The organism is Azonexus sp. GW821-FHT04F04 (assembly GCF_059420025.1).
In genome coordinates this window covers 1-14,548 of the sequence record NZ_JBWKSX010000013.1, presented here as the reverse complement: position 1 = coordinate 14,548, position 14,548 = coordinate 1, and the positions used below count along the sequence as shown (strand labels likewise).

Sequence of the window (14,548 nt, the reverse complement as noted above, 5' to 3'; positions counted from 1 at the left end):
GTTCTCAGTCTGAGAAACGGCTTGCTGCAAGCTCATCTCTATCCAGAAACGGAGACATGTCATCCAGCGCTGGTGTACTCATCGACCCATCGGGGAGTTTTCTTGAGGCTAGTTTTGGAGAAAATCCTTGTGCGGGGTCGACAACGACCTCTATGAGCGCCGGTCCCGGGGCTGAAAGCAAGTCTTCGGTTGCTTGCGATAGCCAGTCTTCCGCGCTTGCGACGCGGTGCGCAGGCAGTCCCAGAGAGTGCGCCACGGCGACAAAATCGGGCAGGCTGACGCCGTTGTCCGGGCCGATGCCGAACATGTTGTCTTGGAAGTAGGCAGACTGGGTTTGGCGAATGGAGAGGTAACCGGCGTTGTTCAGGACGATGACCTTGACTGGTAGCTGATAGCCAACGAGCGTTTGCAACTCCTGAAGGTTCATCATCAGGCTGCCGTCGCCGGCGAGGCAGATCACCCGTTGCCGGTTGCGTGCGATACAGGCGCCGATTGCCGCCGGCAGGTCGTACCCCATCGAGGCATCGCCGGAGTTGGTAAATAGACGCTGCCCGGCCCGCAGGCGAGCCGCCTGGAAGCCCATGACGCAGGCGGAGCCGTTGCCGGTGACAACCACCGCATCCTCATCCAGCTTGGCGAACAGCAGTTCGATAAAATAGTAGGGGTTGAGTGGCCGGTTTGTTGTTCTTTGTGCAGTGCTAACGACGGGGTAGCGGCTAACCCGGTCGCGGCACCAGCGAAGGTAGTCTTGGTGTTCCCTGGCTGGCGTGTAGCCATCGAGGCGCTTGAGCAGTGCCGGAATGAAGTCGGCTAGATCGGCGTGGATCTTGTAGTCGATCGACAGCGTTGGCTTGTCCATTTCGACGGCATCAATGTCGACCATAAACTTACGGGCGCCGGCGGCGAAGCTTTGCCAGTTGTAACTGATCTGGCGGATATTCAGGCGGCAACCGAGTACGATCAGCAGGTCCGCATTCTGGACCGTGAAGTTGCCGGCGCGGTCGCCGACGGTACCGGGGCGGCCGGCATAGCAGGGATGGTCGTCGGTCAGAGAGTCGTGGGCGTTCCAGCCGGTAACTACAGGCATCCCGAGTCGGGTGCACAGGGTGATGAACGCCTCCTGCATACCAGACAGGCGAATGCCGGTACCAGCCATCAGCACCGGCCGCTTGGCCTCCTTTAGGGCTGCCAGCAAGGCGTCCAGGGCCGTATCGAAGGTCGTCGTCGGCTGCTGCGCTAGCCAGGCGCGTGTATTTGGACAAAGTTCGGGGTCGTCGAGCAGGCTCTCGTGATCGGCACTATCCCAGCCTGGCAGGTCGCTCGGATCGATTTGCGTGCTTTGGACGTCGACCGGAACGTCTATCCAGACTGGCCCGGGGCGGCCGTGCGTAGACAGGAATATCGCCTTGTCCATGACGCGCCGAATCTCGCACGGGTTCTGGACCGTCGTGGCGTACTTGGTGATCGGGCGCGCCATGCTGACGATGTCGACTTCCTGGTCGCCCAGTTGCCGCAAGGGTTGCGGGTAGTTACGGAGGTAGGTTTCGCGCTTGACCTGTCCTGAAACAACGAGCATGGCGATGGAGTCGACATAGGCGCCATAGACTCCGTTCAATGCGTTGATTCCACCAGGGCCGGTGGTCACATTGAGTACGGCAAGGCGGCGCGAGGTACGATAATGACCTTCAGCTGCCATGGCTGCTGCCTGCTCGTGGTGGAAACAGATCGGCGAAAGCTGTGGATGGCGACCAAATGCATCGTTCAGGTGCATTGCACCACCACCCGTGACCAGAAACACATGGCGTGCACCGGCTTCGGCGCAGCGCTGCGCAATGTAATCGGCAACGCGCAGGTGACCGGTCATGCGAAATCTACCCCGATAAAGGTTCTGATCCGGTCAGCGACGTAGGAGATCATGTGCGGGTCCAAGGCCGGGTGAATCCCAAGCCAGAAGGTGTTTTTCATGATGCGGTCGGCGTTGTCCAACGGGCCGGCCACACGGTAGTGTCGGCCGGCCATGTACGGCTGGCGCGTCAAGTTGCCGGCAAACAACAGGCGCGTACCGATCTTGTGCTGATCAAGGTAGCGCAGCAGCGTGACGCGGTCGAAAGGCACCTCGTCGCGCAGCGTCAGCGGGAAGCCGAACCAGGATGGATCGCTGCCAGAAGTGGCTTCCGGGAGAACCAGGAACTCATGCAAGCCGGATAGGTGACTCAATAAATCGGCAAAATTGCGTTTGCGTGTGGCGATGAAGTGGTCGACGCGTTCCAGTTGGGCAAGCCCGATCGCCGCCTGCATATCGGTGATCTTCAGGTTGTAGCCCAGGTGCGAATAGACGTACTTGTGATCGTAGCCGGCCGGCAGTTCGCCGTGTTGCCAGTCGAAGCGCTTGCCGCAGGTGTTGTCACAGCCCGGGGCGCACCAGCAATCGCGGCCCCAGTCACGGAAGGATTCCAGAATTTGCCGTAATTTCGGGTCGACCGTGAAAACTGCCCCGCCTTCGCCCATGGTGATGTGGTGCGCCGGATAAAAGGAGAGTGTGCCGACGTGCCCGAAAGTGCCAACCATACGCCCGTTGAGCGTCGATCCAAGGGCGTCGCAGCAATCCTCAACCAGCCATAATCCGTGGCGGTCGGCCAGTTCACGCAAGGCATGAGCGTCGAACGGATTGCCCAGTGTATGCGCGAGCATGATTGCCCGAGTTTTAGGTGTTATGGCGGCCTCGATGCTGGCTGGCGACGGGTTGTAGGTCGGAATTTCAGAGTCGACAAAGACCGGGATCAGACCGTTTTGCAGTATCGGATTGACAGTGGTTGGAAAGCCCGCAGCGGCGGTGATTACCTCGTCGCCGGGACGCAGCGCGCGTTTGCCCAGTTGCGGCGAAGTCAGGGCGGTAAGGGCCAGCAGGTTGGCACTCGACCCAGAATTGCAGGTTAGCACGTGCGGGACGCCAAGAAACTCGCCCAGCTTTTGCTCGAACGCGGCATTAAAGCGTCCGGTGGTCAGCCAGCCGTCCAGCGCTGCGTCAACCAGATTCACAAACTCATCCGGCCCCAGCAACTTGCCGGAGGGTGGAATGACGCTCTGTCCTGGGGCGAAATCCGGCGCAGCAGTCGTGCGCGCGGCGTATGCGCGCACTCTCTGAAGGATATCTTGTCGTTCTTCGTTTAACGTCATGGTGTCAATCTGCGTATTCGGTGATCTGCCGGCGGCAGATCGCTTGCATGTCATGCCCGGCAAGCCACGCCTTATGCCACGCGGTGGTTTGCTCAACGGCCACTGTTAACGGCCATTTCGGACGCCACTTGAGAATATTCTTTGCATCACTGGCATCGAGACTCAGCAAGGTTGCTTCGTGCGGGAAATCTGCTGCCTCGTCGGGCGCCCAGCTGGCTTGCGGACCCCAGGCGGTTGACAGTCGCGTGGCAAGCTCGCCGGTGGTGACGCAGTCTGCGGTCTCTGGCCCGAAGTTCCAGGCCCGTTCAGCCACCGATCCTGCACATAACCGCTCTGCGAGCATGATGTATCCGGAGAGTGGGTCCAGAACGTGTTGCCAGGGGCGAATGGCTTGCGGATGGCGCAACCGAGCAGTCTCGCCCCGAGAGAAGGCGCGCAGGAGATCGGGTAGTAAGCGGTTGGCAGCCCAGTCGCCACCGCCAATGACGTTGCCTGCCCGAGCGGTGGCCAGACGGATACCATTCTGATTCAGGAAGGATTGGCGATAGGCATGGCTGACCAGTTCGGTGCACGCCTTGCTACTGCTGTAGGGGTCGTGACCGCCCAGTGGATCGGATTCCTTAAAGGCTCGGCCGGTCTCGTGATTGGTGTAGCACTTGTCGGTAGTGATGACGACAATGGCGCGCAGGCTGGGTAAGCATCGTGCCGCTTCCAGAACATTGACGGTCCCCATGACGTTAGTCGCGTAGGTGTCGACCGGGTTGCGATATCCTTCACCGACCAGCGGTTGGGCGGCAAGATGGAACAGGATTTCCGGCGCAGCCGCGCGCATCGTGTTGGCCAGTTGCGCAGCATCACGGATGTCGCCTATGGTGGAGGACAGGCATTCACCTACCCGTGCGATGTCATAGAGCGCCGGGGTGGTTGGTGGCGCAAGGGCGTAACCACTGAGTTCAGCGCCCAGTTCGTGCAGCCAGATAGACAGCCAGCTACCCTTGAAGCCGGTGTGCCCTGTCAGAAAAACCCGTCGGCCCTGCCAGAACTGTTGGTTCACCATGTTTTCCAGGGGGCTTTTCCTTGTTGCCAGAGCTCTTCCAGATGCATCTTGTCGCGCAGGGTATCCATCGGTTGCCAGAAGCCTTCGTGCATCCACGCCGCCAATTCACCGCGACTGGCCAGGTTGCGCATCGGTTCTGCTTCCCAAGGCTGGGCGTCATCTTCGATCAGGTCAACGACTTCCGGCTGCAGAACGAAAAAGCCACCGTTGATCAGGCCGCCCTGGCCGATTGGCTTTTCTTGGAAACGACTGACCTGAAAACCGTCGATGTCGAGCGCGCCAAATCGCCCGGGGGGGGTGACTGCGCAGACCGTTGCAGCCAGTCCGTGGCGCTTGTGAAAGGCGATTTGTGCTGTGACGTTGATGTCTGCAACTCCGTCACCATAGGTGAAGCAGAAAGGCTCGTTGGGAACGAGAAAATCCTTAATTCGCCGAAGTCGGCCGCCGGTTTGGGTATGTTCGCCGGTATCGACCAGTGTCACTTTCCAAGGCTCAGCATGCCGCTGGTGCACCTGCATTTGGTTGTTCGTCAGGTCGAATGTGACGTTGGAGTTGTGTAGGAAGTAGTTCGCGAAGTATTCCTTGACGACGTAGCCCTTGTAGCCGAGGCAGATGACGAAGTCATTTATTCCGTGTGCGGAGTAAATTTTCAAAATATGCCAAATGATCGGCTTTCCACCAATTTCAATCATGGGTTTGGGCTTGAGGTGCGATTCTTCGCTGATGCGGGTGCCAAGTCCCCCGGCCAGGATGACGGCCTTCATATGCTGACCACCCGGTTTTTGCCTGTCTGTTTTGCTTGGTACATCGCTTCGTCAGCCCGTTTAATCACGGTAGCCTGGTTGTCCTCAGAATTCATTTGCGTAACCCCCGCACTAAATGTGATCAGCACCTTCTCATTGGCATGCAGGAAGAATTTTTTGGTCAGTTCGCGTTGGAGGCGGGTGAGCGCGCTCACCGCATCATTGAGCGGAGTATCCGGGAGCAGGACAATGAACTCTTCACCGCCGTAACGGGCGACAGTGTCTTGCGGCCGGAGCGTTTCGCGGCAGATTGTCGCCAGATGGATGAGCGCTTCATCGCCGGTCTCGTGCCCCATCGAGTCGTTCAGTTTCTTGAAGTTGTCGATGTCGATCAACGCAACGCACAGTGAGGTTTCATGGCGCGTTGCCCGGGCGGCTTCCTTGGTGAAGATCTCTTCCAGGCCACGGCGGTTGAGGACACCGGTCAGTTGGTCGTGGCGGACGAGTTCGCTGGTGGTTTCGAGTTCGCGTTCGAGCTCGGTGATGCGCGCTTCCGATTCCTGCACCTTTTGCTGGGTTATTCGCAGTTCGTCGCGGGAGCGCTGGGCGTTGATCTGGATCGTCCGGGTTTCGCGCATGACTTCACCCAGCACGCTTTCCAGTTCGGAGATGTCGGTGGCCGAACTGATTTTTCCGGCGCAGCTTTCAATCTTGTCGTGATAATCGGAGGTCGCATCGGCGAAGTCGGCGAGGTGGTCGACGAAACCGGCCAGCATGCTCTTGATGGCATCCCTGGCTTCTGACAGGCTGGCCTTGAGCTGGCTTTGCTTGTAGAGGACTTCCTTCAGCCGCCGTTCGGCGTCATCTAGGGCGCGCTGTGACAGCGGCTTGTCGATGATTTCCCGGACCACCTCTATCTGTCCGTGCAGCCAGTGATCATCGAGGACCAGGTCGGTGATGTTGCCGACCAGCAGACGAAGCAGACCAAGGAGACTTTGGCGGAGTTCTGCCTGATCTTCGGCCAGTAGTTCGAGCTTGAAGGCGAAGCGCTTCAGGCGAACGAGAAATTCCTGCAACTGGGCCGGGCTCGTCGCGCTGCGGATGTCCTTGGCCAGCGCCTTGGCATCGGTGGAAAGCTGCGGGCTTTCGATCAGTTGAGTGGCCATCGCCGTTTCGAGCGTAAAAGCAAACAATTCGCGCAGCTCGGGCAGCAGGTCGGCCGTTGTTACGGTCAACCCGGAATTTGGGCTAATTTCGATATTGCCGGCTTCGGCGGGATTGACGGCCTCCGCCTCCTTGCCTTGTCCCCACGAGCGTAACAGGCTCTGCAAGCGGGTGTACAGCGTGTCGGGATTGGCGGCGTTGCTCGTCAACACGTGTTCGAGCGACTCGCGTTTGCGGGCGGAGGTCAGCCCCGGATGTTTGGCATCCCACAAACGCAGCAGATCGGTTATCAACTCTGACCAGGCCAGTTTTTGCGATTCGGCAAGGCCAGCAACGAAATCACTCAGATACTTCTTGTAGTCGTCCCAGTTGGCCGCTTTGACCGACTCTTCGAGTTGCCGGGCCAAGCGTAGCTGATCGGGGGATGCTTTAGGCAGGGCGGCGGCGAGTGAGCGCAGTTGCGCTTCCGGAAACGACGCGCCGGCCGGTTTGGTCCCGGCGATCTCGTGATAAAGCGTCTGGTAATTCTCCGGCGATGGCGGAATACGGCGCACGGCCAGAAGTCGCAGGGTTTCCCGGGCGATCTCGAAAGGATTGGTGAGAGTGCTCATGTCGAAATTTGAATGTTCAAGCTATAATCGCGCCCCATCACTTGGGCCCCCGTAGCATGAAGGTCGTGCAGTTGATTTGTAATCATCAGGTAGCGGTTCGATTCCGTTCGGGGGCACCAGTAAAATCAAACAGTTAAGCCATTCTTCGGAGTGGCTTTTTTGTTTTTCGGGTGCCGTGCAGGAACCCAAAGGGGTTTGGCCATTAATGTGTCTCAAGGTAGCCGGTCGTAAGCTCTCCGAATCATACCTGCACAGCGACACCCTGTTGAGTGACTTGATGCAATCCTGACGCTGTTTCACACCAGCCATGGTCAATCTGCTTACCCATACTTAAAATAGGGGTAATATTCCATTGGTCTAAACCTAGGGAGCGTCCGGATGTTTTTCAATAAACTCAATGGGCTTGTTCATGGCCCACGTGCCATGTCTCCGACCCATCGGTTTGTCGAGAAGGTGGTCGCAGCCCTAGGCGAATCGATTTCCGAGGCGAACAACTTCGAACCCATCCTGGCGCAGGCCTTGCACTCTGCAGAGGAGTACTACCATCAGCAGATCAAGGGTATCCCCGGCCCGTTCGAAATTTCGGCCAGCGCTTCTTGCCACAATTCGTTTTTCCAGACTGTTTTTCCCGAACCTGCTGATGTCCAGGTTGCGCTGGGGAGAAGCATCGAGATCCGGGATTTCTTGCCGCCGTTGGCCAGGGAGGGCAAGCTCGAGTTCTTCGGGCTCCTCGGTTTTCGCGAGAGGGCGGGGTTGGGCAATGAGCTTGGCCTGCAATTCGCTGACCACACCATCCGCAGTATTGGATATAGCGAAGAGTATTGCCGGGAAAGTCTGCGCAACTCTTGTCTGCATCGTCTCCTCGGGCAGTTCCGTGAGCATGTCGAGATTCTGCGGAACAAGGGGCGGCTCCTTAAGTCGGAGTGGGACATTGAAAACGGAGCGCCCGCTCCAACACCGAAAGATGGCCAGGCTCCCGAGTATGTTCTGGCCGAACGGGAGTTGCAGCCTGACAATCTGTTGAAAGGATTGGTCGCCTGGCTGGAGACCCCCCAAAATCATTTGCGGCTGGAATCGAGCAATATTGCCGTTGCCGACCCACGGCTCGGCCGGGCCGAGTTGCCGGTAATGCGTTGTGCCGACCGGCGCCATTGGCTGGTCAGTCTGGTTCAGATCTCCGTTCAGGAAGCCATGGATGCGCTGGCCAGCGAGTCTCGCTGCCATCGTTATATCCTGATCTAGGTGGAGTGACTTTCTTCTGGAACTGTTTTGATTTCATTTCATCGAACCAGCATGCGGATATCGCATGGACAGTCGGGAAAGGAATTCACATGGATGCCAGCCTGCACACGATGGACAATCTGTTTGCCCAGCTTGGATTGCCGGACGATCCAGTGGCGATTGATAGTTTCATCGCCAGCCATCGTCCCTTGGCGCACGGCGTAGCGCTATATCGCGCCCCGTTCTGGACGGCCGCCCAGCGTGCGTTCCTCAAGGAGGAAATAATCGAGGATGCAGACTGGGCCGGGGTTATCGACGAACTCAACGTTCGTCTGTCGTAAGCCGTCAGTCGATTTACGGAGGGAGTGCTCGGCAGATTAATTGTCGACCTTGGGGCCTGTGCGACTCTGAAAAGGGGGCGGTATTCGGCCGTAAAGGCTCCTGTCAATGTCTTTGACGAGTACATGGAAACCAAGTATCTGGCCTTGGGGGGGCTGTGCGCAACCTACTTCGCATTCCCACGGTCAACCCGAAAATTTGCCCGAAAATGAAATCCTTCAGTGGGGGGGGCTCTGAATCATGTATTCCTCGCCCAAACCAGGAAGCGAGTGCCGTTTTGTTTTGTGGATCGCCGCTTCTCCTCCCTTCCATGTCTCTGCTGTAGGAGCGGGACCATCCATGCCGCCATGCTGAATTTTGTTATGGTTTGGCGCCAGTTTCCGGAAACGCTAACGGTCGGCACCGCCTTTGCTGCGATGCTCGTCAATTTTTCAGCCAACCTTTTTAACTTCATCGTACTCTCTGGGCAAAAGTAAGGTCGCTGCTGTCAGTTACACTCACGACGGTAGCGGCCGGCCGATGGTCTGGGTCATCCTGGCGACGAGCGCTGCCTCGCTGGCCGGCTATCTGCTCTTCCGGCGCGCTTCGCGCTGACCAACAATAACGTTCAAACCTCATGCCCAACATCCACCCCGTTGCCCTCTACTGCACCGCCGCCCTCGGCATGCTGCTCTTTCTACTCGGACTGGCTGTCTCCATCTTCCGCTTCCGTACGGGTACCGGTTCCGGTCCTTCGGCTGAGCGCAACTCCATGCTCAACAGGTTGATCCGGGCGCATGCCAATACCGCCGAATTTGCCCCATTCCTCGCCGTGATCTTTCTCTATTTCGGCTGGCGCGGGCCGTCCGACCTCGTCGTCAATTTGATTATCGCCGCCACCTTTTGCCGCTTTCTGCTCGTCATCGGGCTGATCGCCTGGCCCAGCCTGGGGCGGCCCAACCCGGCCCGATTCGTCGGCGCGCTTGGCACTTATTTAGTCGGCACTGCGCTCTGCGCGGCCATGTTCGCAGGAGCTTGAACATGGCTTTGCCAGCCGGCATGCGAGCGCTGGCGCATCGCAACTTCCGCCTATATTTCACCGGCCAGGCCATTTCCATCCTCGGCTCGTGGATCCAGCAGGTGGCGCTCGCCTGGCTGGTCTACCGGCTCACCGGTTCTGCCGCGCTGCTTGGCATCACGGCCTTCTGCGGCCTCATACCGCAACTCGTCGTCGGCCCGCTGGCCGGCGCCTGGATCGATAAGCACGACAAGAAAAAGTGGCTGGTCGGCGTCCAGTCGCTGATGGCCGTCCAGGCTTTCGTCCTCGCCGGCCTGTGCTGGCTGGACTGGATAACCCCCGGCTTCATCGTGCTCATGGCGCTGGTCCTCGGCGTCCTGAGCAGCTTCGACGCGCCGCTGCGCCAGTCGCTGATCGGCAGCTTCGTCGGCAGCCGCGACGACCTGCCCAACGCGCTGGCCCTCAATGCCATGCTCTTCAATGCCGGCCGCTTCATCGGCCCGCCGATTGCCGGCCTGCTCCTCGGCCTGACCTCGGAAGCCTTCTGCTTCGCCATCAACGGCTTTTCCTTCCTGGCGCTCATCGCCGCCATCCTGGTCGTCCGTAGCCAGCCGCCGCTGCGCGCCACCGGCTCGGTCGGCCAGGTTTTCAAGGAAGGTCTGCTCTTCGCCTGGCACACCTGGGTCATCCGCATGCTGATCGTCACGCTCATCGCGCTCAACCTCACCGCCTCGGCCTACGCCGTCCTGCTCCCGGTCTTCGCCCGCGACGTCTTCGCCGGCGATGCAACAACGTTGGGCTGGCTGTGGGGCGCCGCCGGCTGCGGGGCTTTCACCTCGACGGTCTTTCTCGCCACCCGAAAAACCGTCTCCGGCCTGATCGCCGCCGTCGTCTCAGGCGTCGCCATCAGCGCCGTCGCCTTGCTTGTTTTCGGCGCGACCACCCGGCTGCCGCTCGCACTGGCCGCCATGGTCGGCCTCGGCTTCGGCATCTCGGTGTGCAACGTCGGCATCAACATGATCCTGCAAAGCTCTGCCCCCGAGCAGCTGCGCGGCCGCATCGTCTCCTTCTTCACCTCGGCCCGCTTCGGCTTTGACGCGCTCGGCGGCCTGCTCGCCGGCTTCGTCGCCGTCGCGCTCGGCGCCGGCCAGACCATGTTGGTCGAAGGCGCCGCCCTCACCGTTTTCGCAATATTCCTGCTCACCCTGCGCCAACGCCTGACGGCGCAAGTCTCGGCAGCGCATGGAGAAAGTCATGGACATTGAAATGATCGCCTCGCTCGGCCTGTGCAGCGCCGAACAATTGGCCGACCGGGCACTCGCCGCCGCCAGCGGAGCCGGCGTCAAAATCTGCGTCGCCGTCGTCGACCGCGCCGGCTACCCGCTCGTCTTCAAACGCCACCCCGGCGCGCCCTACCACTCCATCGACATCGCCCTCGACAAAGCCTACACGGTGGTCAGCTTCGGCCCCGCCACCGCCAAATGGGATGCCCGCCTGGCCAAAGGCTCCGAAATGCTCCGCCACGGCCTGATGCAACGTGACCGCTTCGTCGGCTTCGGCGGCGGCCTGCCGGTCAAGCACGAGGGCGTGCTGGTCGGGGCGATTGGTGTGTCAGGCGGGAGCGAGGCCCAGGATGTGGCGTTTGCCGAGGCAGCGTTGGCGGGGTTGGTTGGGGGCGGGTGAGGCATCCGGTCGATGGCCGGTGGCGTTCAGACTCGCGTGGCTTCACGCATCCAGGCGATGACCGGCTTTTAGGACGACGCCCTCGAGATTGAAAGGTTAGTTTAGTTGGCACCTTTAAGCACGATTGAATCGCCCGTAACGTTCTGAATGACATGGGGATTGTTTGGTGAGGGTCGCAATATCAATCAACAGTCACGCCGACAGAGCCAATGTTTGCAATGCACCTGTTTCTTGCGAGAACGCGCCTGACCGAATTTTGCGAGCGCGCAACCGCCTCGCGTAATTCGGTAATATCGCGGACTTATTATTCCAGCTCCCTTCCACGGAAAACCGACCATGCAATACCACGCCGCCAATACCGATTCCCTGATGAGCATCACCAACCGTCCCGATCTCGTTTTCGAGCGCGGCGAGGGGTCGTGGCTTTACGACCATCAGGGCAAGGCTTATCTCGACTTCATCCAGGGCTGGGCGGTGAATACGCTGGGCCATTGCCCGCCGGAAGTCGCCGCGGCACTGACTGCGCAAGCGGGCAAGCTGATCAACCCGAGCCCGGCTTTCTACAACGGGCCGATGATCGAACTGGCCAGCCTGCTCACCGCCAATTCGGTGTTCGACCGCGTCTTCTTCGCCAATACCGGTGCCGAAGCCAACGAGGGGGCGATCAAGCTGGCGCGCAAGTGGGGCCGGCTGCACAAGGATGGCGCCTACGAGATCATCACTTTCGGCCATTCCTTCCACGGGCGCACGCTGGCGACCATGTCGGCTTCCGGCAAGGCTGGTTGGGACACGATCTACGCGCCGCAGGTGCCGGGCTTCCCGAAAGCGACCTACAACGACATTGCCACGGTCAACGAGAAAATCGGGCCAAAAACGGTAGCGGTCATGCTCGAACCGGTGCAGGGCGAGGGCGGGGTGATCCCGGCCGATATCGAATTCCTCAAGGCGCTGCGCGAGCTGACCACGGCGCGCGGCATCCTGCTCATCGTCGATGAAGTGCAGACCGGCATGGGCCGCACCGGCAAGCTGTTCGCCTACGAACACGCCGGCATCACGCCGGACATCATGACGCTGGCCAAGGGCATCGGCGGCGGCGTGCCGCTGGCGGCGCTGCTGGCGTGCGAGGAAATCTGCTGCTTCGAGCCGGGTGACCAAGGCGGCACTTACAACGGCAATCCGTTGATGACCGCCGTCGGCCTCGCCGTGCTGACGCGCCTGCTGTCCCCGGGTTTCCTGTCGGGCGTCGAGGCGCGCGGGCAATATCTGTCGAAACTCCTGCTCGAACTGTCGGCAAAACACGGCTTGCAGGGCGAACGCGGTTCTGGCCTGTTGCGGGCCTTGGTGCTGGCCGACGAGCGCGGCCCGGATATCGTTCGCCGGGCGCTCGAAGGCGGCCCGACGGGCTTGCTGCTCAATTCGCCACGCCCCAATCTACTGCGCTTCATGCCGGCGCTGAATGTGACCGAGGTCGAGATCGATCAGATGATTGCCATGCTCGACGCCCTGCTGCAAGATTGAAAATAGACTAACCGTGACCAGTTCTCGCTTGCTGAGTGCAGCGCACGCCCATTCGAGCGTCGGAGGGAAATAAGTGGGCGCAAGGTCGAAAAAAGGCTGCGGTGGGCTCAGCACCAGTGACGAGGCGCAATTCTTACCCGGATTTTCTCCCGGCTAGTTGCGTCTACCCGCGCAACTAGCTTTCTATTCTGGGGGCACTGTATTCTTTGCCGCCAACTTGAGTCATTCAGCCAAGCTGCCATGGCCAAGACGGTGCGACAGCGCTTTTGAGGCTTCAAGCATTGCCTTGGCTACGGGGCTATCCCATTCCACGTTAAATTCACCGATTGAACCCAACGAGGTAATCGCGGCAACCATAGTACCCGTGTGATCGTATACGGGGGCGCTAAAGCCGTTGATGCCCGGGGTCAGGCTACCTGATGCACGGCTGATCCCGTGTGAACGAATTTCTGTCAGGTTCTTCTCGAGCTGTCTGCGAACCGTCGTGATGGCTGTTTTGCTCGCGTCGGAGATTTCCTTTAACTCGTCGTCGAGCTTTTTCTTTAGGAATGGCGAACGGTAGAAGGCGGCGAAAGCGCGTCCTGTTGCCGAGTTGCACAGCGGCAAGACGGTCCCGGCGCGCAGCGTGATCGTGATCGGGCCGCCGGCGTCGACGATTCGAACAATGGTCGCCCCGTGGTTGCCCCATACGGCCAGAGCAACGGTCTCCTGAATCTCTTCGCAGAGCGTCTCAAGAATAGGACCGGCCAGGCGGACCGGATCAAGTCGCCCGAGTCCGGAAAGCCCCAATTCCAGAGCGTAGGCTCCCAGATCGTAGCGACCGCTACTGTTGTCCTGCTCCACGATCCCTATACGGAGGAAGCTGACCATATATCTATGTGCTTTCGCCGCGGGCATCCCGGCGCCTTTGGCGATGTCGCGCAACATCATCGGGCGATTGGTTGCTGCCAGTACGTTCAACAGTCGAAATCCCACCTCGATGGATTGAATGCCCTGACGGTCGCTAGCTGCTTTTGTGGCCATGATGGTTCTGATGGAAGGAAAGCATCCATTTTATGCATCTATGAGCCCTTTGAGGTGGCGAATATAATGACCCCGCAAATATATAAGGGGAGGTCATATGCGGGCAGTTCTGGTTGCAAATCCGAAGGGCGGGGCTGGCAAGACAACGCTGGCGACGAATCTGTCCGGCTACTTTGCAAATAAAGGCAAGAAAACGACCTTGTGCGATCTTGATCGCCAACAGTCATCGCTGCGCTGGATGGCGTTTCGCGACCCGGCATTGCCGGCAATTACCGGTTACTTTGCCGGGAACCAGATTTCCCTCAGTTTGCCGAAGGAGGCAGACTGGGTTGTGGTTGATGCGCCTGCCGGGTTGCAGGGATACAAGTTGACCGACTATCTGCGAACGGTGGATAAGGTGATTGTGCCGTTGGTGCCATCAGTTTTTGATATGGCCGCCACAGAGGATTTCTTGAATTCAATCCGCAACGAAATTCGTGGCCAGCGGGTAAAGGTTGGAATCGTGGCGATGCGGGTTGATCCGCGTACCCGGGCAGCAGCAATGCTTGAAGAGTTTCTGAAGCACTTCGATATTCCTATCGTTGCCTACTTGAGAAATACACAGAATTACGTAAACGTGGCTGCGGCTGGTGCAACGGTATTTGACCCTCCGCGAGCAAAGCATCGACGAGATGTTGACCAGTGGTCGTCCATGGTCGAGTGGATCGAAAAGAAATAGTCTCTTTTTTTACGATTGTACTTGACGCACTGCAACAAGCTCTGGATAATGCGCCCTCTTCTGACGGACGCGGGATGGAGCAGTTGGCAGCTCGTCGGGCTCATAACCCGAAGGTCGCAGGTTCAAGTCCTGCTCCCGCAACCAGAAAATAGTTTGATTAGTGGTTTTAATTGATCGTAAGGTTTCTGGAGTTTGAAAGAAATATTTCAGGAATTCTCTGAAAAGCTTGACGGGAGGTGAGAAGTTCTTCATAATCTTGCCTCTCTGCTGCAGACGAAGCGAAAGCGACGGCGCGGT

Annotated in this window: 13 protein-coding genes and 2 tRNA genes; 9 read left to right on the top strand and 6 right to left on the bottom strand. The window is 59.1% G+C overall.

The window, feature by feature from the left end; translation table 11 throughout:
* Nucleotides 1-4 precede the first annotated feature (4 nt).
* Genes AC07TV_RS19735 through AC07TV_RS19715 form a run of 5 tightly spaced genes read right to left on the bottom strand, consistent with a single transcriptional unit; the run spans nt 5 to nt 6,752 of the window.
* A complete protein-coding gene (locus AC07TV_RS19735; RefSeq protein ID WP_494650085.1) occupies nt 5-1,864 on the bottom strand; it encodes a thiamine pyrophosphate-binding protein in 1,860 nt (619 codons plus the stop codon).
* Nucleotides 1,861-3,177, bottom strand: coding sequence for a lipopolysaccharide biosynthesis protein RfbH (gene rfbH, locus AC07TV_RS19730; protein WP_494650084.1), 1,317 nt, complete (start codon nt 3,175-3,177; stop codon nt 1,861-1,863). Before rfbH ends, AC07TV_RS19735 begins: the two co-directional genes overlap by 4 nt.
* Nucleotides 3,178-3,181: 4 nt before the next feature.
* Nucleotides 3,182-4,234: a CDP-glucose 4,6-dehydratase gene (gene rfbG / locus AC07TV_RS19725; RefSeq protein WP_494650083.1), complete on the bottom strand. Its 1,053-nt coding sequence runs from the start codon at nt 4,232-4,234 to the stop codon at nt 3,182-3,184.
* Complete coding sequence (gene rfbF, locus AC07TV_RS19720) at nt 4,228-4,998, bottom strand: glucose-1-phosphate cytidylyltransferase (protein WP_494650082.1); 771 nt, start codon at nt 4,996-4,998, stop codon at nt 4,228-4,230. Before rfbF ends, rfbG begins: the two co-directional genes overlap by 7 nt.
* Complete coding sequence (locus AC07TV_RS19715) at nt 4,995-6,752, bottom strand: GGDEF domain-containing protein (protein WP_494650081.1); 1,758 nt, start codon at nt 6,750-6,752, stop codon at nt 4,995-4,997. Before AC07TV_RS19715 ends, rfbF begins: the two co-directional genes overlap by 4 nt.
* 45 nt (nt 6,753-6,797) lie before the next feature.
* On the opposite strand from AC07TV_RS19715, the gene AC07TV_RS19710 reads away from it, so the two are divergent.
* From AC07TV_RS19710 to AC07TV_RS19680, 7 genes are all read left to right on the top strand, one after another.
* Nucleotides 6,798-6,871, top strand: a tRNA-Thr gene (locus tag AC07TV_RS19710).
* A gap of 304 nt (nt 6,872-7,175) precedes the next feature.
* Nucleotides 7,176-7,994 (top strand): hypothetical protein, encoded by an 819-nt coding sequence (locus AC07TV_RS19705; RefSeq protein ID WP_494650080.1) that lies wholly within the window; start codon nt 7,176-7,178, stop codon nt 7,992-7,994.
* Nucleotides 7,995-8,083: 89 nt separating this feature from the next.
* The gene (locus tag AC07TV_RS19700; RefSeq protein ID WP_494650079.1) at nt 8,084-8,314 is read left to right on the top strand and encodes a DUF2789 domain-containing protein; all 231 of its coding nucleotides are present in this window, start codon (nt 8,084-8,086) and stop codon (nt 8,312-8,314) included.
* Nucleotides 8,315-8,928: 614 nt separating this feature from the next.
* Nucleotides 8,929-9,330 carry an MAPEG family protein gene (locus AC07TV_RS19695; protein ID WP_494650078.1) on the top strand — a complete coding sequence of 134 codons (402 nt, stop codon included), beginning with the start codon at nt 8,929-8,931 and terminating at the stop codon, nt 9,328-9,330.
* 2 nt (nt 9,331-9,332) lie between these two features.
* Nucleotides 9,333-10,574: an MFS transporter gene (locus tag AC07TV_RS19690; protein WP_494650077.1), complete on the top strand. Its 1,242-nt coding sequence runs from the start codon at nt 9,333-9,335 to the stop codon at nt 10,572-10,574.
* A complete protein-coding gene (locus AC07TV_RS19685) occupies nt 10,564-10,992 on the top strand; it encodes a GlcG/HbpS family heme-binding protein (protein WP_494650076.1) in 429 nt (142 codons plus the stop codon). The genes AC07TV_RS19690 and AC07TV_RS19685 overlap by 11 nt, the downstream gene beginning before the upstream one ends.
* Nucleotides 10,993-11,328: 336 nt before the next feature.
* On the top strand, nt 11,329-12,510 hold the full coding sequence (locus AC07TV_RS19680) for an acetylornithine transaminase (RefSeq protein ID WP_494650075.1): 1,182 nt from the start codon (nt 11,329-11,331) through the stop codon (nt 12,508-12,510).
* Nucleotides 12,511-12,732: 222 nt separating this feature from the next.
* On the opposite strand, the gene AC07TV_RS19675 is transcribed toward AC07TV_RS19680, so the two are convergent.
* Nucleotides 12,733-13,533, bottom strand: a complete 801-nt coding sequence (locus AC07TV_RS19675) for an IclR family transcriptional regulator (RefSeq protein ID WP_494650074.1) — start codon at nt 13,531-13,533, stop codon at nt 12,733-12,735.
* A gap of 97 nt (nt 13,534-13,630) precedes the next feature.
* On the opposite strand from AC07TV_RS19675, the gene AC07TV_RS19670 reads away from it, so the two are divergent.
* Nucleotides 13,631-14,251, top strand: a complete 621-nt coding sequence (locus tag AC07TV_RS19670) for a ParA family protein (RefSeq protein WP_494650073.1) — start codon at nt 13,631-13,633, stop codon at nt 14,249-14,251.
* A gap of 68 nt (nt 14,252-14,319) precedes the next feature.
* Nucleotides 14,320-14,395: transfer RNA gene (locus AC07TV_RS19665), tRNA-Met, on the top strand.
* The last annotated feature ends 153 nt before the right edge of the window (nt 14,396-14,548 follow it).